This window comes from Rheinheimera muenzenbergensis (assembly GCF_036984005.1).
Taxonomy (GTDB): Bacteria; Pseudomonadota; Gammaproteobacteria; order Enterobacterales; family Alteromonadaceae; genus Alishewanella; species Alishewanella muenzenbergensis.
Map to the genome: position 1 here is coordinate 110,184 of NZ_JALAAR010000005.1, position 19,714 is coordinate 129,897.

Consider the following 19,714-nt stretch of genomic DNA (forward strand, 5'->3'; position numbering starts at 1 on the left):
AGCTCACGGCAAGGAAATGCTCTTTTCGCCGCCTTCAAGGAGCACATCCCTGTGCCCTCTCAGTCTGCGCGGCATCCCTGCCGCTGCTGCAAGAGCACACCTTGCCCATCGCTTAAAGTCTTGCTGTTTATTCTTCTAACTTGCTTAAATCCCTTACCGCGCCCTTATCAGCACTACTGGCCAGCAGGGCATAGGCTTTTAACGCAGAGCTGACAACGCGCTGGCGGTTCTCTGGCTTCCAGCCCAGCTTACCTTTGGCATCCATCGCTGCACGCCGCTGTGCCAGCTCGTCATCGCTGATGGCAATACCAATTTTGCGGTTAGGGATATCAATCTCAATTTTGTCGCCTTCCTGCACCAACGCGATGGCACCACCGCTGGCGGCTTCCGGCGACACATGGCCAATTGATAAGCCCGAGGTACCGCCAGAAAAGCGGCCATCGGTGATTAAGGCACAGGCTTTACCTAAGCCCATCGATTTTAAATAGCTGGTGGGATACAGCATTTCCTGCATACCCGGCCCGCCTTTGGGGCCCTCATAGCGGATAACGACCGCATCGCCAGCCACAACTTTGCCGGTTAAAATGGCCTCTACCGCATCGTCCTGGCTTTCAAATACCCGGGCGCGGCCGCTAAATACCAGGTTTTCCGGCTCTACGCCGGCGGTTTTCACAATACAGCCTTGCGGTGCCAGGTTGCCAAACAACACAGCTAAACCGCCGTCTTGTGAATAAGCATGTTCTTTACTGCGGATACAGCCTTCTACCCGGTCATCGTCGACGCTGGGGTAGCGGCAATTTTGCGAAAAAGCCTGCGTAGTGCGGATACCGGCCGGGCCAGCAGCGTAAAACTGCTGCACGTCGGTAGACGGATTGGTTTTCAGATCCCATTGCTCCAGCACGGCTGCCAGCGAACTGCCAGACACATGCGGCGTATTGGGGTTTAATAAACCGGCACGGTTTAGCTCGGCTAAAATGCCGATCACGCCACCGGCACGGTGCACATCTTCCATATGGTATTTTTGCGTTGACGGCGCAACCTTGCACAAATGCGGCACGATGCGCGATAAGCGGTCGATATCGGCCATGGTAAAGTCGACATTGGCTTCCTGCGCCGCGGCCAATAAATGCAGCACGGTATTGGTCGAGCCGCCCATGGCAATATCCAGCATCATGGCGTTTTCAAAGGCGGTTTTATTGCCGATACTGCGCGGTAAGGCGCTGGCATCATCTTGTTTGTACCAGCGGTTGCACAGCTCCATTATTCTGAAACCGGCCTGGACAAACAGCTGTTTACGATCGGCATGGGTTGCCAGCAAGGAACCATTGCCCGGCTGGCCTAAACCTAAAGCCTCAACCAAACAGTTCATAGAGTTAGCGGTAAACATACCCGAGCAGCTGCCGCAGGTGGGGCAGGCGCTGCGTTCAATTTGCTCGCTGTCGCTGTCGGTGACTTTAGGATCGGCGGCCGATACCATGGCATCCACCAGGTCCAGCTTGATAATTTGATCCGACAGCTTGGTTTTACCGGCTTCCATCGGCCCACCCGAGACAAAAATGGCCGGCACATTTAAGCGCATGGCGGCCATTAACATACCCGGCGTGATCTTGTCGCAGTTGGAGATACACACCATGGCATCGGCGCAATGGGCATTCACCATATATTCTACCGAGTCGGCTATTAGCTCACGCGATGGCAGGCTGTACAACATGCCGCCATGGCCCATGGCAATACCATCATCTACTGCTATGGTATTAAACTCTTTGGCGATGCCACCGGCCTCTTCAATGCTTTTGGCTACCAGCTTGCCTAAGTCCCGCAGGTGCACATGGCCGGGTACAAACTCGCAGAAGGAATTCACCACGGCAATAATCGGCTTGCCAAAATCGGTGTCTTTAACGCCGGTGGCACGCCACAGTGCGCGGGCGCCCGCCATATTGCGGCCTTCGGTAACGGTGGCGGATCTTAACTTTGGCATTGCGGTACTCCGTGTATTCGGTAAATAAAAAGTATAGGGTTAGCTGCTGTTAATATCGGGCGTCAGGCGCTTAGTACCGCCCGCTCGCTGCCGGCCAGCTCCAGTTGCTGAATATCGTACAGTTTATGCAACTGGCTGGTTAATAAATGAATAGGTTTATCGCTACGCACGGTTAAGGTAATAGTTAAACTTTGCGCATCATGCCGTGGTGTCAGCTGTAAGCCGGCTAACTCATAACCGCGATAGCGGGTAACCTGTAACAAACGCTCTACTACAGCCGGGGTGTTAGTGGCGGTGATATTCAGTACGTGGTTCATGCTTTTAGCTCCGTGATCATCTCTTCATTAGCAGCACCCGGCGGTACTAAAGGCCAGACGTTGTCTTTATCGTCAATACATACATGCAGTAAATAAGGGCCGGGCCAGGTAAACATGGCTTCCAGCGCGCTTTCTACTTCGTCTTTGCGGGTAATGCAGTGGCCTGGTATAGCAAAGGCAGCGGCCAGGGCGACAAAATCCGGGTTGTCGGATAAATCGGTTTCGCTGTAACGCTCGTTAAAAAACAATTGCTGCCACTGTTTCACCATGCCTAAACGCTGGTTATCGACAATGACAATTTTCACCGGCAGGCGAAAGCGTTTAATGGTAGCCAGCTCCTGCACGTTCATCATAAAAGAGCCATCGCCGGATACCGTGATGACCGTATCCTGCGGCCGGGCTAACTTAGCTCCAATCGCTGCCGGCAAGCCAAAGCCCATAGTGCCCAGGCCGCCACTGGATAAATGATTACGCGGGCTGCTAAAGCGCATATGTTGCGCTACCCACATCTGGTGCTGGCCAACGTCACAGCACACTACGCTGTTATCCGGCATACGCTCGCTTAATTGCTTTAACATCAAAGGTGCATAAATGCGCTCACCGGGATGATCATAACGCCAGCCATGTTGCTGTTTTAACTGCGCACAATGTGCCAGCCAGTCGGGACAATCTGTGCCCACTGTCATTGCTGGTAAGATTTGCTTCATATCGCCCAGTAGCGCCACATTGGCAAAGCGCACCTTGTTAATTTCGGCCGGGTCAATATCAACGTGGATCACTTTGGCCAGCGGGGCAAATTTTTGCAGGTTACCGGTTACCCGGTCATCAAAACGGGCACCTAAACAGATCAGTAAATCACACTGTTGCACGGCTAAATTTGCCGCCTGAGTGCCGTGCATACCCAGCATACCCAGGTAGTGCGCGTTATCTTTTGCCACCGAGCCCATAGCTTTTAAGGTGGTAACCGACGGCATAGGGTTGGCGGCTAGAAACTGTTGTAGCTGCAGCATCGCGCCGGCCATATGCACGCCACCGCCGATATAGGCCATCGGTTTTTTTGCGGCGGCAATTAACGCACGCGCTTTGCCGGCATTGGCCAGCGAGGTATAAATTGGTGCTGCTGACTGCGCGGCGCTACATTCTGCCTGGTAATCAATATCGGCCAGCTGCACATCTTTAGGAATATCGACTAACACCGGGCCCGGCCGGCCGCTTTGCGCAATGGCAAAAGCCTCATTTAATGTTGCCGCCAACTCGTCGACACTGCGTACCATAAAACTGTGTTTAGTCACGGCCAGGCTTAAACCCAGTACATCAATTTCCTGAAACGCATCGGTGCCCATCACCGCTTGCGATACCTGACCGGTGATTGCCACTACCGGTACCGAGTCCAGCATGGCATCGGCCAGTGAGGTGATCAAGTTAGTTGCGCCAGGGCCTGAGGTGGCCATACAGACACCCACTTTACCTGAGGCGCGGGCATAGCCGATGGCCGAGAAAGCGCCACCTTGCTCATGCCGGCACAGGTAGTGTTTCACGTCACTTTGATACAGTGCATCGTAAATCGGCATAATGGCACCACCGGGGTAGCCGAAAATAGTATCGACCCCGTGTTGTTGCAGCACCTTAAGTACCAATTCTGCGCCTTTCATGTTGTATCCTCTGTATGCTAAACCGCTTTTTGCCAGGCCCGGAAACGACAAAACCCCCGGTCCTTGCGGAGCGGGGGTTTTGTTGGAATTCGCTTTTTACGCTACTTTTTTTCCAAAACACCGCCCCCGCGGAGATTAATAATCACCACGACCACGAGGACAATAATGTTCAGAACAGCAGCTAAACGCATAATTTTATTCTTACTTATTTGCTTGGTTGAAATCTGTATTTGTTATGTAGCACTGTTTAACAGCGCAATTAGCTAATAGAAATAGCCGTCTATCAGTCTGAAGTCAACAGGTTTTTGTGATTTGCTAAAAAATAGTCGGTTTGCACCTATAGTGATAGGCAACGTACACTTAAATTATTCATCAACCAGCGTGGTAACCTTTGGATCAGTTAGAGCTGTTTGACCTGCCCAACCCTTGTATCGGTGTTTGCCAAAGCAACAGCCGCGGGTATTGCATTGGCTGTTTACGCTCCCGCGAGGAACGCTTTAACTGGCATGGCAAGCCCGTTGCCGAACGCACGCATATTTTAAAACTGCTGACCCAGCGCCGTGCCAGATTAACGGCTAAAGCGAAAAAGGATAACGACTCACCACAAAGCGGCGAGTCGCTGGAGTTGTTTTAAGTTAGGCTTTTTTTATCAAACCGATTAAAAACAACAGCACTGCAGCACCGACGGTAGCAGTAACTAAAGAGCCAATAAAACCATAGGATGCTAAGCCAATAGCGCGGAACAATAAGCCGCCGACGAAAGCCCCTACAATGCCTACCACCATATTCCCCAATAAGCCAAAACCGCGGCCTTTCATTATTTTACCCGCCAGCCAGCCGGCAATGGCACCTATGATTAAAAACAAAATAAAGTTCATCGCAATTCCCCAAGGTTTTGTATTGGCAGGCTAGTATCCTGATAGCATAAGCAAAGCATATAGTTCGATAAAGGCAAATAATACAGAGAGATATCTTCTGGTAAAGGCTGTTGCAGTACCTGCCAGATAGTGAGCCCGGTACATTTGCTGTAGGCTTCACAACCTGTCCAGTGCTGGTAAAACTGTTGTAGCGTCGTCGCATTTGCCAGCGCAGGAAACTGTTGTGCCAGCGCAGTAAAGTCGCGGAGTTTAGTCTGCTCTATATCCAGCCCTATTGGCTGTTCACTTACCGCGACGGCAATAGCTGTGCCACTATGGCTGATGCTCAACTGTATTGGCTTGCCCTGCAGCAGTAATGCCGGTGCTTTGTCTGATGGCAGATCGATAGCAATATCTACAATTGCCTGAGCAGGGTTTTGTGATAATAACTGGCGGACTAAGGCTCTGCCGTTACTGAATTCCAACTGTCGGTTTCGGCTGAGGGCCTGGCAGTATTGCCACTCAGTTGCCGTCAGCCAGCTTTGGCATTGCTCAACTGACTGCAAGGTTAAACGATAGGCCAGGGTGATCATAATCAACAACTCAGCGGTTATTTAAGGTAAACGTTACAGCCTGCATAGCTATAAAATTTGTTTGAACATAATTTACCACGCGGGATCAGATTATATCCTGATGGAAACCAGACAGTTGTAAAGACTTTATTTACTTTTAGTCACCATGTTATATATGATACGCCGTTTTTGATGGTCTAAATTGCAACCGGCCGGGTAGTATCTTGTGATGGAATTTTTCTTAACCGACTGGGCAGTATGGACGCCGGATTTAGCCGCGCCCGAACTGGCTCAGGTACCGGCAATGACCCGCCGCCGTTTAAGTAAGCTGACTAAGCTAACCTTTGACGTCGCTTTGCAACTGCAAGCGTCTGATAATACGCCGGCAGCGCAACAGCAGCTAAGTACTATCTTTGCTTCCCGCCACGGCGATCTGCATAAAACTCTGGGCCTGCTGCAACAGGTAGCACAACAGGAAGAATTGTCGCCAACGCAATTTGCGTTGTCAGTGCACAATGCCATTATTGGCCAGTTAAGTTTATTCAGCCAAAACCGCGCTGACAGCAACGCCATTGCCGCCGGAGCTGACAGCCTGCACTATGCGGTGCTGGAAGCTGCTGCACGGCTGCAAACCGAAGCCGACCTCGATCAGGTGCTGGTGCTGTATGCAGACGAGCCGGTTCCGCAAGTGTATCAGTCATTTTGCCACGATCCGGCACAGCCGGTGGCTCTGGCGTTGTTGCTTAGCCGCAGTCAGGGAGAAAAAGTCTGCTTTAGCCGCCACAGTGCACCGGCGCAGCTGGCGTCTGAGCAACAGACGCTGCAGTTGCTACCCTGGCTGCAGCAGCAGTGCCACGCTGTTAGTATTGCAGGTCGTCAATGCCAGTGGCAGTGGCAACGGGGCTGATAAATGCAAACACTGAATCACTGGTATCGCATTTTAGCCACCGGCTTTTGTTTTGTTGCCTTTGGTGTCGGCGGCATTATCCTGTCGCTCACCGTCTTGCCATTGCAGCGCTGCATTATCCGTGATGCTGAACAGCGTAAACGTCGCGCCCGTCATACGGTGCATGTCACTTTTCGCAGCTTTATTAAATTGATGCAGTGGGTACAGATCTTTAATTTTGATTTTACTGCTCAGCAAACACTGCGCCAGGCGCGTGGTCAGATTATTATTGCTAACCACCCCAGTCTGATTGATGTAGTGGCCCTGATCGCCATGACGCCCAACGCTGATTGCGTGGTAAAAGCGCAGCTGTTTCGCAACCCCTTTATGCGCGGTGTGATAAGCAGTACCGGCTATATCAGTAATGCTGATCCGGACCAGTTGCTGGATGATTGCGCGGCGTCACTGGCCCGGGGCAACAACCTGATTATTTTTCCGGAAGGCACACGCAGCAAGCCCGGCCAGCCGCTGCAGTTTCAGCGCGGCGCAGCCAATATAGCGCTGCGCTCGGGCTGTGATTATCTGGCACTGCGCATCAGTTGCCAGCCCAGCACCCTGACCAAAGAAGAACACTGGTATAATGTGCCTAAGCGTAAGCCAACCTTGGCTATTCACTATATTAAACCGATAGCGGTGCATAGCTACCGTAATCTGTCGTCCCCTTCGCTGGCTGCCAGACAGCTGACAAGGGATTTGCAAAGTTTTTATCAGCAGGTATTGAGTTAACTATGGACGCTTTAAAACACGAATTAAAACAACTGATCATCGAAACGCTGGAGCTGGAAGATATTACCGCCGCAGATATAGACGATGATGCGCCCTTGTTTGGTGACGGCCTCGGGCTTGATTCAATCGATGCCTTAGAACTGGGCCAGGCGTTAAAGAAAAAATACCAGATTAAACCAGACGCCAACGCCGAACAGAATAAGCAGCACTTCGCCAGCATCAGCAATCTGGCGCTTTATGTGCAGCAACAGCAACAGCAACAGCAACAGCAACAGCAGCAGTAACCGGAGCTATAACAATGAAAACAAAACAAGACATCTTTGCCGTTTTACAACAACTGATGGTAAAGGAATTTGAACTGGATCCCGAGCAGGTACAGCTTGATGCCCACCTGTACGAAGATCTGGATCTGGACAGCATTGATGCCGTTGATCTGGTGGTAAAACTGCGTGAATTGACCGGCAAAAAAATTGAGCCGGATGCATTTAAAGCCGTACGCACTGTGGCAAACGTAGTGGACGAAGTATACGCCCTGATCGACGCCTGATGCTGCAACATCCACTGGTTAAAGTGCTGTTGCAACTTGCACTGCTGGCTTACCCATTTTATATCTGGTGGGCGGTCAGTCACTGGCATCCTGCAGCAGCCTTAACGCCGCTGGCGCTGATAGCGCTGGTGAAGGCGATATTTGGCCAAAGCCCGTGGTCACAACGCGGCTTCTTTTTGCTTAGCGCGGTAATACTGTTGGCTGCCAGTGTGTTGGGTAAAGCCGAGCAAGCCATGTTATATTACCCGGTTTGGGTAAATGGTGGCATGTTAGCGCTGTTTGGCTGGTCGCTGTGTTATCCGCCGACGGTTGTCGAGCGGCTGGCGCGTTTGGTTGAAGGTGAGCTGGACGCCAAAGGCGTGGCCTATACCCGTAAAGTGACGCAGGTCTGGTGCGGTTTTTTTCTGTTAAACGGCGCCATTGCAGCACTCACTGCCTGGTGGGGTGACTGGGATCTGTGGGTGTTATACAACGGCTTTATCGCCTATCTGCTGATGGGCTTATTAATGGCAGCAGAATGGCTGGTACGACGTCGTGTTAGAGCTACGTAACAACGTTTGGCAGCTTAGCTGGACATCGGCTGAGCAAACTATAGCGCTGGATAACCTCGGCCAACATTATAGCTATCAGCGTTGGTACCATAATGTGCAGCAGTGCTATCAGCATATCCTGCAGCAAGATGGTGACAATGTGTTGCTATACCAGCCAGACGGCCTGCAATTTAGTATCTGGCTGGTGGCACTGGCAATAGCCGGCAAGCATATAGTGCTGTCTGCCGATGGCCAACCGGCAACACTGGCACTGGCAGCACATCATTGTGACTGGCAGGCCGGGCAAACATTTAGCGGCGTTGCAGACATAACAGCAGCCCCGGCAAAGTTGCAGTTGCAATTAAGCGTGCAGTGCCGGTTGAGTTTTTTTACCTCGGGCTCCAGTGGCGCACCTAAGTTGATCAGCAAAAGTCTGTCACAGCTGCTGCGCGAGGTGCAGACACTGCAACAGCAGTTTGCTGGCCAGCTACAACAGGCGACACTGGTTGCCGGCACCGTGTCAATGCAGCACATCTACGGCTTGTTGTTTCGCTTGTTGTGGCCTCTGTGCGATAACCGGCCATTTTACGCTGAGCAGCTTAGTTATCTGGAACAATGGCAGGCGTTATTACAGCACCAGCAGCTGGTTTTTATCGCCAGCCCGGCGCATCTGGCCCGTTTTGATGATATCGCCACACTGGCAGCGCAAGCTGACAAAATCAGTGCGATTTTCAGTTCTGGTGGTGCTTTAGCCGATGCGGTGCCACCGCGCTACCAACAGGCACTGGGGCTGGTACCGACAGAAGTGTTCGGTAGTACTGAAACCGGTGGTATTGGTTTTCGCCAGCGTCTGCATAGTGACGGCCGGTGGCAGGCTTTTAACGGTGTCAGGCTGGCCTGCGACGAGCGAGGTGCCTTAGTGCTGCAATCGCCGCATCTGCCGGATAGCAGTCCTTACCAGACAGAAGACAAAGTACAGTTACTGCCGGACAACGGCTTTATGTTACAAGGCCGGCTGGATCGCATTGTTAAACTGGAAGAAAAGCGCTTATCGCTGCCGGAACTGGAGCAGTTTTGTCAGCACAGTGAACTGGTTAGCGCAGCTGCGGCGCTGTTGTTGCAACAACCTAAGGTTCAGTTAGCCCTGGTCGTGGTGTTGTCAGCAGCCGGTCAGGCCGTATTACAGACGCAGGGTAAGCTGGCACTGAATCAGCTGTTAAAGCAGCACCTGCTGCAACGCTTTGAGCGGGTGTTACTGCCAAAGCGGTTTCGTTATTTAACGGCGCTGCCGTACAATGCGCAGGGTAAATTACCGCGTGCGCAACTGGAGGCACTGTTTTTGCCATGACAAAGTTATTACCAACGCTGACGGTGCTTAGCCAAACAGAGCAGCAGATTAGCTTATTGCTGGATATCAGTGCTGATATTCACTGGTTTGCCGGCCATTTTCCTGACGCGCCAGTACTGCCGGGCGTAGCACAACTGGACTGGGCGGTGCACTTCAGCCGGCAGTACTTTGCTCCGTTGCAGCAGCTACAGGCGGTTGAAGTGCTGAAGTTTCAGCAGATGATCAGACCGGGGCAGCAACTGCTGTTAACGCTGGAACATACTGCAGAACACACATCCTTGTTCAGTTACAGCCGCAACGGTGAAAAGGTGGCGTCTGGCCGTTTAAAATGGAGCCTGACAAGCGATGCGTAATTGCTTTTTGATACCAATTTACAACCATCATGAAACCATAGCGGCAACGTTGGCGGCCTTGTTACCTTATCAATTACCGCTGATTATTGTCGACGACGGCTCGGATACCGCCACCAAACAAGTGTTGGCGCAACTGGCACAGCAGTACCCGTCAGTGCAGTTGCTAACTCTGGCCGAAAATGGCGGCAAAGGCGCGGCCGTAAGCGCCGGCCTGCGGCATGCTCTGGCCGCCGGCTTTAGCCATGCGCTGCAAATTGATGCCGATGGCCAGCACGACACTCAGGATATACCCGCATTTTGGCAGTTATCAGCACAACAGCCGCTGGCGCTGATCAGCGGCGCGCCGTTATATGACGACTCTATGCCGCGCAGCCGTCGTATTGGCCGGCATATAACGCATTTTTGGGTTCATATTGAAACCCTGTCCCGTGATATCAAAGATTCTATGCTGGGCTTGCGGGTGTATCCGCTGGTCGCTACTGTCGCCCTGTTGGACAGGGTAAAACTGGGACAGCGAATGGATTTTGATATTGAAATTATGGTGCGCCTATACTGGCAAGCCGTGCCGGTGCAGTTTATTGCAACCAAAGTGGTGTACCCACAAGGTGGCCGCTCGCACTTTAATCTGCTGCGTGACAACTGGTTGATCAGCAAAATGCACACCCGGCTGTTTTTTGGCATGTTATGGCGCGCACCCGTGCTGCTGTGGCGTAAATGGAGCCAGGCATGACAACTGCGAAACGCAGTCATTGGGCACAGAAGCGCGAAAATGGCAGTTATCTGGCCATCCGTTTGCTGCTGGGCTTGTACAAGTTTGGTGGTAAATATTTGATTTTATTGGTCATGGCTCCGGTGTTGGCCTATTTTTTTGTCAAAGATCGCGTAGCCCGCACTGCGTCAATACAGTTTTTACAACAAGTACACGCCTATAAAGGGCCGTTAAGCCCGTTTCAGCGTCAGCCGGGTTATTGGCAAAGTTTTCGCCACTTCTGGCAATTTGCCATGGCGGCGCTGGCAAAAATAGATGCCTGGCTTGGCCGGCTGGATGGTAAGCAGGTGTATTACGGCGGTAGTGTTGGTTTTGACACGATAACGCAACGCGGTACAGGTGCAGTATTAATTGGCAGCCATTTGGGTAATCTGGAAGTGTGTCGCGCCCTGGTGCGCAGCAAATACCCAATAAAAATTAACGTACTGGCTCATACCCGTCACGCTGCTGCTTTTAACCGTATATTGAAAGACAGCAATAGTGCTGTGGATCTGCAACTGATTGAAGTGACAGAACTGACGCCTGCCGTTAGTGTGATGCTAAGTGATTGTATTGCCCGCGGTGAGCTGGTGGTCATTGTTGGCGATCGTATTTCAGTACAGGCGCCGGAACGTGCCATCTTGGCTGACTTCCTGGGTAAACCGGCCCCTTTTGCCATCGGCCCCTGGATACTTGCCAGCGTGCTGCAATGTCCGGTTTACCTGATGTTTTGTATGCAGCAGGATGATGGTTACAACCTGATGTTTGAACCCTTTGCCGGGCAGCTTAAACTGCCACGTAAAGACCGGCAACAGGCACTGCAAAGCGCCGTGCAGCTATATGCACAACAACTGGAGCAGGTAGCCTGTCGCTACCCGTTGCAATGGTTTAATTTTTACGACTTCTGGCAATTGCCAGCGTCCAGCCAACACAGTCAACAGAAGGAAGCGCCAGGTGACAGCAGTACTTGAAGCCGGTTTATCGCAATCAGCCGAGTCAGATAAACCCGCCATTCGCTTTGGTAAAGATCGTATCAGCATCGAGCAAATCAATGCCATAGCCTGTCAGGCAGTGCCGGTCGGCCTCAGCGACGACGCACACTTTGCAGAAAAAATTAATGCCGGCGTGGCTTTTCTCGACAAACTGCTGCAGGAAGATGGCGTAATTTACGGTGTCACCACCGGCTATGGCGACAGTGTTACGGTAAAGGTGCCGTTATCACAGGTGTATGAGTTGCCCATTCATCTTACCCGCTTTCACGGCTGTGGCCTGGGAGAAAACTTTACGCCTGAACAGGGCCGGGCCATTCTGGCTACCCGCTTATGCTCACTCAGTCAGGGCTATTCCGGTGTTAGTTTTGAACTGCTTAACCTGCTGGTGGCGTTTTTAAATAACGATATTGTGCCCTGTATTCCACAGGAAGGCAGTGTCGGCGCCAGTGGTGATTTAACGCCGTTGTCTTATGTTGCCGGTGCCTTAATTGGCGAGCGGGACGTTTATCATCAGGGCCAGATCCGCCCATCAGCCGAAGTGATGGCCGCTTATGGTCTGAACCCGGTGACGTTAAGGCCAAAAGAAGGCCTGGCTATTATGAACGGCACTGCGGTGATGACTGCACTGGCCTGTCAGGCCTATCAACGTGCTGAATATTTAACCCGTATGTCAAGCCGCATTACGGCTTTGGCCAGTCTGGCTCTGCAAGGCAATAGTCATCACTTTGATGATATTTTGTTCAGTGTTAAGCCGCACCAGGGACAAAATGAAGTGGCTGGCTGGATCCGCCACGATTTAAACCACTATGAGCACCCGCGCAATTCCGATCGCTTGCAAGACCGCTATTCTATTCGTTGTGCGCCACATATTATTGGCGTGCTGCGCGATGCGCTGCCCTGGTTTAAGCAAACTATCGAAAATGAACTGAACAGCGCTAACGACAATCCTATTATCGACGGTATCGGTGAGCATGTGCTGCACGGCGGCCATTTTTATGGCGGCCATATCGCCATGGTAATGGACAGTATGAAAACGGCGGTGGCCAACCTGGCCGATTTGCACGACCGTCAGATGGCATTGCTGATGGACACTAAATTTAACAATGGTTTGCCATCAAACTTATCTGCTGCAGCGCCGCAGCGCCGCTATATCAATCATGGTTTTAAAGCGGTGCAGATCGGCTGCAGTGCCTGGACTGCCGAAGCGCTGAAGCTGACCATGCCAGCCAGCGTGTTCTCGCGCTCGACCGAATGTCATAACCAGGACAAAGTTAGTATGGGCACTATAGCGGCGCGCGATTGTCTACGGGTACTGCAGTTAACCGAGCAGGTGGTGGCGGCGTCACTATTGGCGGTACAGCAAGCCGTGCAGCTTCGTATTGCGCAGGGCGAGTTATGTTTTAGCAGTTTAACCACTGAACTACAGCAAATGCTGCAAAGTCTGCAGCAACAACATCAGCTGGTTAGCGAAGACCGGCCGCTGGAGGCCGAGCTGCGTCAGCTGGTAGCCCAGTTACAGCAGCAACACTGGCCGCTATATCCGGAGAACTCTGATGCACAGTGCTGAAATCATTATTGATGTGCCATTTTTTGATGTTGATGCGATGCAGGTGGTATGGCACGGCCACTATGTGAAATATCTGGAAGTTGCCCGCTGTGAGCTATTGCGCAGCTTTAATTACGATTACACCGATATGTCGGCGTCGGGCTATATGTGGCCTATTGTCGATATGCAGATTAAGTATGTCGGTTCGGCGTTATTCGCTCACAAGATCAAGGTTAAAGCTACGCTGAAAGAATGGCAAAACCGGCTGAAAATAGACTACCTGATCACCGATTTGGCCAGCGGCAAAAAGCTGACCAAAGCCAGTACCATCCAGGTGGCTATCGATATAAACAGCAAAGAAATGTGCTTTGAAAGCCCGGCAGTACTGTTTGAAAAACTTGGGCTGCCGCAGCCATGATGCGGCTTGGTGTAAGCTTGTTGCTAAGTCTGCTGCTGATACCGGCGCAGGCGGCCGACAGCCCGCAACTGCGCTTTAAGCCGTTGCAGGGCCAGCTGGCGTTCAAGCAGACCAAGCAATTGCAGGGTTTACCGGTGGCCCTGAAAAGTAGCGGTTATATTCAGCTTGCCGCTGAACAACTGCTCTGGCATACCACTACGCCGGTAGACAGCAAATTGCAGGTTAGCCCGGCCGGCGTCAGCCAGTGGCAGCAACAACAATATGTGGCGGTGTCGGGCAGTGAATTTGTTGGTCAGTTAATGCTGGCCATACTGCAACAGCAGCATCAGTTTATCAGCAGCCACTTTGCCCTCAGCGACGATGATGGCTGTCAGTTATTGCAACCGTTACAGGCACCGCTGAATACATTGTTTGTGCAGATCCGCCTGTGTGGTGACAGTACCTTGCAGCAAATTGTGCTGCACGAAACCAACGGTAACAGCACGACCATAGAGTTGCTGCACGAGGCCGGCCTTGATTAAGCCGGCCAGACTGGCGGCGTCCGGTTGGCTGGTGTTGGTGCTGTGCCTGCTGGCCTACTTGTTGCTGCAGCTACCACAACGGCAGTGGAGCAGCAGCATAACCGCCTTGTTACCCGCGGCCGCCGAACCCTGGCAACAACAATTACTTTCACAGGTTAACAGTAGCCGGCAGCTGACCCTTAAGTTATCCGGCCTGCCCTTGCCACAACTGCGCGCTGCGGCCTCTGCGTTATTGCAGCACAACATCAGTGGCCTAAGCTGGTATCAGCCGGGCGCCATGCTGACACAGCTACAGCAGCAGTATCAGCAGCATCAGTCTTTACTGCTGTCAGCACAAGCTAGCGACTTGCTGCAACAGGGCCGGTATCAGCCCTTGGTTGACGCCGCCTGGCAGCGGTTGTACAGCCCGGCGCCCTTGCTAAGCAACGCCCTGAGTCAGGACCCGTTGTTGTTGACGCAACAGTTTATGGAGCAGCAAAGCGCGGGCAGCCTGACATTGCAACAGCACTGGTTTGAAACGCGACAGGGCGATGCCATAGTGTTGTACGGCGAAACCGCAGCCGATCCGTTCGACCGGGTACCTGCCAGCGCCTTACAGCAGGCGCTGCAACAGCAACTTTCTGCGCTTGGCAACCAGTGGCCGGCGCTGCAGATAGCGCGCAGCGGCGTTTTGTTTCACGCTGTGCATGCGGCGGATAACGCCAGTTTTGAAATGCAGTTTTATGGCAGCATGTCGTTGTTAGCGATTTTGCTGTTGTTAGTGCTGAGTTTTCGCAGCGCCCGGCCGCTGTTGCTGGCCAGTCTGGTGCTGCTGCCTGCGGTAATTGCCGGCCTGGCTGCACTGTTACTGGCGTTTGAGCAACCGCATGTGCTGGCACTGGTTTTTGCTACCACCCTGATCGGCATCGCGATCGATTACTCCTTCCACGGTATGTTAGCCGCTAATCAGGGCAAAGCGGCCTTTAGCGCCATGTTGCCAAGCCTGGCCTTGGGCCTGCTTACAACCTTGCTTGGCTATCTGGCGTTACTGTGGCTGCCATTTGGATTGCTGCAACAGGTCGCACTCTTTATGCTCGCCGGTCTGCTGGCGGCCTTTATCAGTGTCTGGCTGCTGTTACCGCTGCTGCTGGCACCACAGCAGTTACGCAACAGCCAGTGGTTGCAGCAGGGCTGCCAGCGAATTAATCAGGGCTATCTGGGGTTACCGGCCAAACCGGTCTGGCTGGCAGGCCTCGGCATTAGCGCAGTCATGCTGGCGCTATTGGTGCTGCAAGGCCGTTTTTCTGACGATGTGCGCCTGTTTAGTCAAAGCCCGGCCCGTCTGCTACAGCAGGAAGCGGAAGTGCGCGCCCTTGGGGCTCAGCAGTGGGACAGCCGTTTTCTGGTGATACTGGCCGACAATCCGCAGCAGGCGCTGCAACAGGAGCAGGCACTGCAGGCTCAGTTGGCGCAGTGGCAACAACAGGGGTGGTTTTTGCAGTGGCAAGGCTTAAGCCAGCAGCTGGCGTCGCAACAACTACAGGCGCAGCACCAGCAGTTATTGCAGCAGGCTTATCAAAGCGCACCGGTACAGGCTTACCTGACACAGTTGCAGTTAGCCGTGCCGGCAGTGCGCAGTGACTATTTAACACCTGCTAACTTTAGCTCGCCGCTGCTAAAGCAACATTTTAGTGTTGGCCGCCAAACCGCCGCCGTAGTGCTGTTGCGTGATGTCAGCGCCGCAGACTTGTTGCAACAGGCGGTAGCGCAGTTGCCAGCGGTTTACCTGCTGGACCCGATAGCCGACACCAACAGCAGCCTGCAGCATCTGCGGGCTCAGCTGTTAATCTGGCTGGCATTGGCGCTGCTGCTAAGTATTGTGGTGTTAAGCTGGCGCCGCGGTATTAAGGCTGCACTGGCCAGCGCCCTGCTGCTAACGCTGGCGATAGGGGCGGCGCTGTGTTTCAGTTTATGGCGGCAACAACAGCTAAATGTGTTTAATCTGGTAGCGGCAATTTTAGTGCTGGCGCTGGCACTGGACTACGCCGTGTTTTATACCTCAACCCTGCGCAAAACCGAAGTGCTGCAAGCTGTGACGTTATCAGCGGCCACCAGCTGCCTGGCCTTTGGTATGTTAAGTTTCAGCCAGACGCCGGCAGTTGCCAGCTTTGGTTTTACGGTATTTTCCGGCGTGGCGCTATCGGCATTATTAGCGCCACTATTAACCCTGTTAAGCCACAAGGAGTCTGGTTCTGGTGGAACACTTTGATGTCGTGATAATTGGTGCCGGGCCTGCCGGTGCCTGTGCCGGTGCCATGTTAAGTAAGGCCGGTAAAACAGTGTTGTGTGTCGAAAAGCAGCATTTTCCGCGTTTTAGTATCGGTGAAAGCCTGTTGCCGCATTGCATGCAGTTTTTGGCAGACGCCGGGCTGGAAACCGCACTGCAACAACAGGCTGCTGCGCATGGCTTTCAGTTTAAAAACGGTGCCGCCTTTTTAAAAAATGATTTTCGGACAGCCTTTGATTTTACTGATAAATTCAGCCCTGGCCCCGGTACTACTTTTCAGGTAAAGCGGGCCGCCTTTGATAAAATACTGGCCGATGCTGCAGCAGAGCAAGGTCTGCAAATTCGCTACGGTGTGACGGTAGAGCAGGTGGATGTATCCGGCGCGGCGCAGGCTTTGCTGAATGTCAGCGATGATAACGGCCGGCAGTATCAGCTTAGTGCCGGTTTTGTGCTGGATGCTAGCGGCTTTGGTCGTGTATTTCCAAAACTGTTGCAACTGGAACAAGCCTCCGATTTTCCGGTACGGCAGGCCAGCTTTTGTCACATCCGCGACAACATCACTGATCCGCGCTTTGACCGCAATAAAATTCTGATCACCGTGCATTCCAGTCTGGCCGATGTCTGGTTTTGGTTGATCCCATTTAGCGATGGCACTGCCAGCCTGGGCGTAGTGGGTAAACAACAGCGCTTTGATGCCAGCCAAAGTGCGGCGGACAACTTATGGCAACATGTGCAGCAAACACCCGAGTTGGCACAATTGCTGGCACAGTCAGAGCCGGTAAATGAGGCGCAAAGTTTAACCGGCTATGCCGCTAATGTACGTACTTTGTACGGCAACCGCTTTGCCTTATTGGGCAATGCCGGCGAATTTCTTGACCCGGTGTTTTCTTCCGGTGTCACTATAGCACTGCGCTCAGCAGCGATGGCGGTACCGCTGGTGCTGCGTCAGCTTAACGGTGAGCAGCCAGACTGGGAAACCGAGTACAGCAAGCCCCTGCGCCGGGGCATCGACACCTTCCGGATTTTTGTCACGGCCTGGTATGACGGCCGCTTTCAGGATGTGATTTTTAGCCGCCAGCGCCAGGCCAAAGTCACGGCGATGATCAGCTCAATACTGGCCGGTTATGCCTGGGATCAGGCCAACCCTTATGTGGCAGAGCCGGAGCGGCGTTTAAACGTGTTAAGGGAATTATGTCTGGACGCAGAGTAATACTGGCAATTTGCCTGTTGCTGCTAAGTGGCTGCCAGCAGTGGCGCTTGCCGCCAGCGGCGGGTTGGGTGGCGCTGGATGCGGGCCATTTTCAATTGCTGGACAGCTGGCCTGGTGCGCCTCAGCAACTGGTGCAACAGCTGCACTGGCAAGACGGCGAGCGCCAGCAGCAATTTCTACTGACGGTGTTGCTACAGGCCGATGGTTACCTACTGGTGGCGTTGTCGCCGCTGGGGCATGAAATATGGCGTATGCAGTATAGCCGTGGCCATCAGCTAAACGTAACGGGTATGCCGCCGTTTAATCAGCCGCAGTTTGCCCGCCGTTTGCTGGCTGAAATGCAGCTGGCCCTGCTGCAGCCGTCATTTCTGACTGGCCGTTTGCAGCAGCTCAGCCTGCGCCAGCAAGACGGTGTGCGTCGGCTGTTACGTAGCGATGGCTCGGTAGTGCTGAGCATAACGCAGGCAGGCCTGCTGCAGCCGGGCAGTCAGATCGGGCTTAGCAGCACCGGCTATCAGTTACAGATCACCACATTACAGCAGGAACTGTTATGACCACTTTTAGCAGCTTAACTGCGCTTGGCCTGTGCTGCGCTTTAGGCAACAGCAAAAGCGAAGTTTGGCACAATACCGTGGCCGCCAGCCGCGCCGGTATGCAACCGCGCACCGATTTACTGGCCGCAGGCCAGAGTGTCATCGTCGGTGAAGTCAGGACGGCACTACCGGACAGCAGCACCTGGCCGGCGCAGTATCGCAGCCGCAACAATCAGCTGGCTGCTTTAGCCTTTAATCAGATTGCCAGTGAGGTTGCCGCTCTACGCAGCCAATTCGGTGCTGAGCGTATTGGCGTTATTATCGGCAGTAGCACTTCAGGTATTGCTGAAGGTGAGCAAGCGCTGGCGTTGCAGATGCAACAACAGCAATTTGCCGCCGGCTTTGATTATCAGATGCAGGAGATGGTGGCCCCCGCCGAGTTTATCAGCTGGCTGGCCGGTGTCAGCGGCCCGGCTTATGCTATTTCCACTGCCTGCTCATCCAGTGCCCGGGCGCTGCTTAGTGCACATAGCCTGCTGCAAGCCGGTCTGGCAGATGCAGTGATCGTGGGTGGTGTCGATTCATTATGTCAGCTGACGCTGCGCGGTTTTTCAGCGCTGGAAGCGGTATCTGCCGGCTTGTGTCAGCCCTTTAGCGCCAACCGCGATGGCATCAATATCGGCGAAGCGGCCGCCTTATTTGTTATGCAGCGTGGTAATAGTGGTATTGCTTTGCTTGGCGGTGGTGCCAGCAGCGATGCTCACCATATGTCGGCGCCACAACCGCAGGGGCTGGGCGCAATAGCAGCGATTAACCAGGCCTGCCACAGCGCCGGTATTAAGCCACAGCAGCTGGACTATATTAATTTGCACGGCACAGCGACAGCGCTTAACGACAGTATGGAAAGCGCCGCTGTGGCGACGCTGGGCTTGCAGCAGGTGGCCGCCAGTTCCAGCAAGGGTATGACCGGCCACACACTGGGCGCCGCCGGCGCACTTGAAGCGGCGCTTTGCTGGCTGATGCTGTCAGACTATAATCCACAACATTATTTGATCCCGCATTGTTGGGATAACGCAGCTGACCCGCAGTTACCACAACTTAAGCTGGTGCAACAGGGGCAGCAACAACAGGTACGTTATTGTTTATCCAGCTCTTTCGCCTTTGGTGGTAATAACGTTGCAGTAATTTTAGGAACCACAGCATGATAACGGGTTATCCGATAGAGCAGGTATTGCCGCATGCGCAGCCAATGATCCTGCTTGATGAGTTTATCGAAGCCGGTGCCGAGCATGCCGTATGCAAAGTTAATATCAGTGCCGACAGTGCATTTTTTGATGCTGCCAGCCGTTCAGTACCGGCCTATGTCGGTATCGAGTATATGGCGCAAACTGTTGCCGCCTATGCCGGCGCACACAAGCTGGCGGCAGGTGACAGCGTGCGGCTGGGGTTTTTACTTGGCTGTCGTAAATATCAGCCGCAGGTGCCGGCCTTTGCTGAAGGGGCCGAACTTAGTATCAGCGCCACTAAGGTGGTGATGGATGAATCAGGCCTAAGCGTTTTTGATTGCCAGATTGCGCAGCGCGGCGAGGTGCTGGTAAACGCCAAACTTAATGTATTTGAACCGGAAGATTACCGGATCTGGTTAACGGAGTAA

The 19,714-nt window shown here is 53.1% G+C and carries 23 protein-coding genes; 18 read left to right on the forward strand and 5 right to left on the reverse strand.

Annotated features, from left to right (window positions below; genetic code table 11):
* Positions 1 to 127: 127 nt before the first annotated feature.
* The 3 genes from ilvD to ilvG form a co-directional block, all read right to left on the reverse strand.
* Positions 128 to 1,978: a dihydroxy-acid dehydratase gene (gene ilvD, locus MN202_RS07720; protein ID WP_335735519.1), complete on the reverse strand. Its 1,851-nt coding sequence runs from the start codon at positions 1,976 to 1,978 to the stop codon at positions 128 to 130.
* Between the two features lie 62 nt (positions 1,979 to 2,040).
* Positions 2,041 to 2,295: an acetolactate synthase 2 small subunit gene (gene ilvM, locus MN202_RS07725; protein ID WP_335735520.1), complete on the reverse strand. Its 255-nt coding sequence runs from the start codon at positions 2,293 to 2,295 to the stop codon at positions 2,041 to 2,043.
* Positions 2,292 to 3,947: an acetolactate synthase 2 catalytic subunit gene (ilvG, locus tag MN202_RS07730; protein WP_335735521.1), complete on the reverse strand. Its 1,656-nt coding sequence runs from the start codon at positions 3,945 to 3,947 to the stop codon at positions 2,292 to 2,294. Before ilvG ends, ilvM begins: the two co-directional genes overlap by 4 nt.
* 391 nt (positions 3,948 to 4,338) lie before the next feature.
* Between ilvG and MN202_RS07735 the strand changes: the two genes are divergently transcribed.
* Positions 4,339 to 4,581: a DUF1289 domain-containing protein gene (locus MN202_RS07735; protein WP_335735522.1), complete on the forward strand. Its 243-nt coding sequence runs from the start codon at positions 4,339 to 4,341 to the stop codon at positions 4,579 to 4,581.
* A gap of 1 nt (position 4,582) precedes the next feature.
* On the opposite strand, the gene MN202_RS07740 is transcribed toward MN202_RS07735, so the two are convergent.
* Positions 4,583 to 4,825, reverse strand: a complete 243-nt coding sequence (locus MN202_RS07740; RefSeq protein WP_335735523.1) for a GlsB/YeaQ/YmgE family stress response membrane protein — start codon at positions 4,823 to 4,825, stop codon at positions 4,583 to 4,585.
* Positions 4,822 to 5,397, reverse strand: coding sequence for a 4'-phosphopantetheinyl transferase family protein (locus tag MN202_RS07745; RefSeq protein WP_335735524.1), 576 nt, complete (start codon positions 5,395 to 5,397; stop codon positions 4,822 to 4,824). The genes MN202_RS07740 and MN202_RS07745 overlap by 4 nt, the downstream gene beginning before the upstream one ends.
* A gap of 208 nt (positions 5,398 to 5,605) precedes the next feature.
* Here MN202_RS07745 and MN202_RS07750 point away from each other — a divergent pair, with 208 nt between their 5' ends.
* Genes MN202_RS07750 through MN202_RS07830 form a run of 17 tightly spaced genes read left to right on the forward strand, consistent with a single transcriptional unit; the run spans position 5,606 to position 19,714 of the window.
* Positions 5,606 to 6,283, forward strand: a complete 678-nt coding sequence (locus MN202_RS07750) for a beta-ketoacyl synthase chain length factor (RefSeq protein WP_335735525.1) — start codon at positions 5,606 to 5,608, stop codon at positions 6,281 to 6,283.
* Positions 6,284 to 6,286: 3 nt separating this feature from the next.
* Entirely contained in the window at positions 6,287 to 7,048 is a 762-nt protein-coding gene (locus MN202_RS07755; protein ID WP_335735526.1) for a lysophospholipid acyltransferase family protein, read from the forward strand.
* 2 nt (positions 7,049 to 7,050) lie between these two features.
* Positions 7,051 to 7,332 (forward strand): phosphopantetheine-binding protein, encoded by a 282-nt coding sequence (locus MN202_RS07760; RefSeq protein ID WP_335735527.1) that lies wholly within the window; start codon positions 7,051 to 7,053, stop codon positions 7,330 to 7,332.
* A gap of 14 nt (positions 7,333 to 7,346) precedes the next feature.
* Positions 7,347 to 7,595 carry an acyl carrier protein gene (locus MN202_RS07765; protein WP_335735528.1) on the forward strand — a complete coding sequence of 83 codons (249 nt, stop codon included), beginning with the start codon at positions 7,347 to 7,349 and terminating at the stop codon, positions 7,593 to 7,595.
* Positions 7,595 to 8,146 (forward strand): COG4648 family protein, encoded by a 552-nt coding sequence (locus tag MN202_RS07770; RefSeq protein ID WP_335735529.1) that lies wholly within the window; start codon positions 7,595 to 7,597, stop codon positions 8,144 to 8,146. Before MN202_RS07765 ends, MN202_RS07770 begins: the two co-directional genes overlap by 1 nt.
* Positions 8,130 to 9,473, forward strand: a complete 1,344-nt coding sequence (locus MN202_RS07775; RefSeq protein WP_335735530.1) for an AMP-binding protein — start codon at positions 8,130 to 8,132, stop codon at positions 9,471 to 9,473. Before MN202_RS07770 ends, MN202_RS07775 begins: the two co-directional genes overlap by 17 nt.
* A complete protein-coding gene (locus tag MN202_RS07780; protein WP_335735531.1) occupies positions 9,470 to 9,826 on the forward strand; it encodes a 3-hydroxyacyl-ACP dehydratase FabZ family protein in 357 nt (118 codons plus the stop codon). The genes MN202_RS07775 and MN202_RS07780 overlap by 4 nt, the downstream gene beginning before the upstream one ends.
* Entirely contained in the window at positions 9,819 to 10,556 is a 738-nt protein-coding gene (locus MN202_RS07785) for a glycosyltransferase family 2 protein (RefSeq protein WP_335735532.1), read from the forward strand. Before MN202_RS07780 ends, MN202_RS07785 begins: the two co-directional genes overlap by 8 nt.
* Positions 10,553 to 11,545 carry an LpxL/LpxP family acyltransferase gene (locus MN202_RS07790; RefSeq protein WP_335735533.1) on the forward strand — a complete coding sequence of 331 codons (993 nt, stop codon included), beginning with the start codon at positions 10,553 to 10,555 and terminating at the stop codon, positions 11,543 to 11,545. Before MN202_RS07785 ends, MN202_RS07790 begins: the two co-directional genes overlap by 4 nt.
* Positions 11,529 to 13,133, forward strand: coding sequence for an HAL/PAL/TAL family ammonia-lyase (locus tag MN202_RS07795; protein WP_335735534.1), 1,605 nt, complete (start codon positions 11,529 to 11,531; stop codon positions 13,131 to 13,133). The genes MN202_RS07790 and MN202_RS07795 overlap by 17 nt, the downstream gene beginning before the upstream one ends.
* Positions 13,120 to 13,530, forward strand: a complete 411-nt coding sequence (locus MN202_RS07800) for an acyl-CoA thioesterase (RefSeq protein WP_335735535.1) — start codon at positions 13,120 to 13,122, stop codon at positions 13,528 to 13,530. Before MN202_RS07795 ends, MN202_RS07800 begins: the two co-directional genes overlap by 14 nt.
* Positions 13,527 to 14,051: an outer membrane lipoprotein carrier protein LolA gene (locus MN202_RS07805; RefSeq protein WP_335735536.1), complete on the forward strand. Its 525-nt coding sequence runs from the start codon at positions 13,527 to 13,529 to the stop codon at positions 14,049 to 14,051. Before MN202_RS07800 ends, MN202_RS07805 begins: the two co-directional genes overlap by 4 nt.
* Positions 14,044 to 16,299: an MMPL family transporter gene (locus MN202_RS07810; protein ID WP_335735537.1), complete on the forward strand. Its 2,256-nt coding sequence runs from the start codon at positions 14,044 to 14,046 to the stop codon at positions 16,297 to 16,299. The genes MN202_RS07805 and MN202_RS07810 overlap by 8 nt, the downstream gene beginning before the upstream one ends.
* A complete protein-coding gene (locus MN202_RS07815) occupies positions 16,286 to 17,527 on the forward strand; it encodes an NAD(P)/FAD-dependent oxidoreductase (protein ID WP_335735538.1) in 1,242 nt (413 codons plus the stop codon). Before MN202_RS07810 ends, MN202_RS07815 begins: the two co-directional genes overlap by 14 nt.
* Complete coding sequence (locus MN202_RS07820; RefSeq protein ID WP_335735539.1) at positions 17,509 to 18,081, forward strand: DUF3261 domain-containing protein; 573 nt, start codon at positions 17,509 to 17,511, stop codon at positions 18,079 to 18,081. The genes MN202_RS07815 and MN202_RS07820 overlap by 19 nt, the downstream gene beginning before the upstream one ends.
* Positions 18,078 to 19,265: a beta-ketoacyl-ACP synthase gene (locus MN202_RS07825; protein WP_335735540.1), complete on the forward strand. Its 1,188-nt coding sequence runs from the start codon at positions 18,078 to 18,080 to the stop codon at positions 19,263 to 19,265. Before MN202_RS07820 ends, MN202_RS07825 begins: the two co-directional genes overlap by 4 nt.
* On the forward strand, positions 19,262 to 19,714 hold the full coding sequence (locus tag MN202_RS07830; RefSeq protein ID WP_335735541.1) for a hotdog family protein: 453 nt from the start codon (positions 19,262 to 19,264) through the stop codon (positions 19,712 to 19,714). Before MN202_RS07825 ends, MN202_RS07830 begins: the two co-directional genes overlap by 4 nt.

Excerpts from the sequence above, each read along its gene's own strand:
- MN202_RS07760 (WP_335735527.1), top strand. The coding sequence starts at position 7,051 with ATGGACGCTTTAAAACACGAATTAAAACAACTGATCATCGAAACGCTG.
- MN202_RS07750 (WP_335735525.1), top strand. The coding sequence starts at position 5,606 with ATGGAATTTTTCTTAACCGACTGGGCAGTATGGACGCCGGATTTAGCC.
- MN202_RS07740 (WP_335735523.1), bottom strand. The coding sequence starts at position 4,825 with ATGAACTTTATTTTGTTTTTAATCATAGGTGCCATTGCCGGCTGGCTG.
- MN202_RS07770 (WP_335735529.1), top strand. The coding sequence starts at position 7,595 with ATGCTGCAACATCCACTGGTTAAAGTGCTGTTGCAACTTGCACTGCTG.
- ilvM (WP_335735520.1), bottom strand. The coding sequence starts at position 2,295 with ATGAACCACGTACTGAATATCACCGCCACTAACACCCCGGCTGTAGTA.
- MN202_RS07820 (WP_335735539.1), top strand. The coding sequence starts at position 17,509 with ATGTCTGGACGCAGAGTAATACTGGCAATTTGCCTGTTGCTGCTAAGT.
- MN202_RS07780 (WP_335735531.1), top strand. The coding sequence starts at position 9,470 with ATGACAAAGTTATTACCAACGCTGACGGTGCTTAGCCAAACAGAGCAG.
- MN202_RS07805 (WP_335735536.1), top strand. The coding sequence starts at position 13,527 with ATGATGCGGCTTGGTGTAAGCTTGTTGCTAAGTCTGCTGCTGATACCG.
- MN202_RS07755 (WP_335735526.1), top strand. The coding sequence starts at position 6,287 with ATGCAAACACTGAATCACTGGTATCGCATTTTAGCCACCGGCTTTTGT.
- ilvD (WP_335735519.1), bottom strand. The coding sequence starts at position 1,978 with ATGCCAAAGTTAAGATCCGCCACCGTTACCGAAGGCCGCAATATGGCG.
- MN202_RS07785 (WP_335735532.1), top strand. The coding sequence starts at position 9,819 with ATGCGTAATTGCTTTTTGATACCAATTTACAACCATCATGAAACCATA.
- MN202_RS07830 (WP_335735541.1), top strand. The coding sequence starts at position 19,262 with ATGATAACGGGTTATCCGATAGAGCAGGTATTGCCGCATGCGCAGCCA.
- MN202_RS07745 (WP_335735524.1), bottom strand. The coding sequence starts at position 5,397 with ATGATCACCCTGGCCTATCGTTTAACCTTGCAGTCAGTTGAGCAATGC.
- MN202_RS07765 (WP_335735528.1), top strand. The coding sequence starts at position 7,347 with ATGAAAACAAAACAAGACATCTTTGCCGTTTTACAACAACTGATGGTA.
- MN202_RS07790 (WP_335735533.1), top strand. The coding sequence starts at position 10,553 with ATGACAACTGCGAAACGCAGTCATTGGGCACAGAAGCGCGAAAATGGC.
- MN202_RS07800 (WP_335735535.1), top strand. The coding sequence starts at position 13,120 with ATGCACAGTGCTGAAATCATTATTGATGTGCCATTTTTTGATGTTGAT.
- ilvG (WP_335735521.1), bottom strand. The coding sequence starts at position 3,947 with ATGAAAGGCGCAGAATTGGTACTTAAGGTGCTGCAACAACACGGGGTC.
- MN202_RS07825 (WP_335735540.1), top strand. The coding sequence starts at position 18,078 with ATGACCACTTTTAGCAGCTTAACTGCGCTTGGCCTGTGCTGCGCTTTA.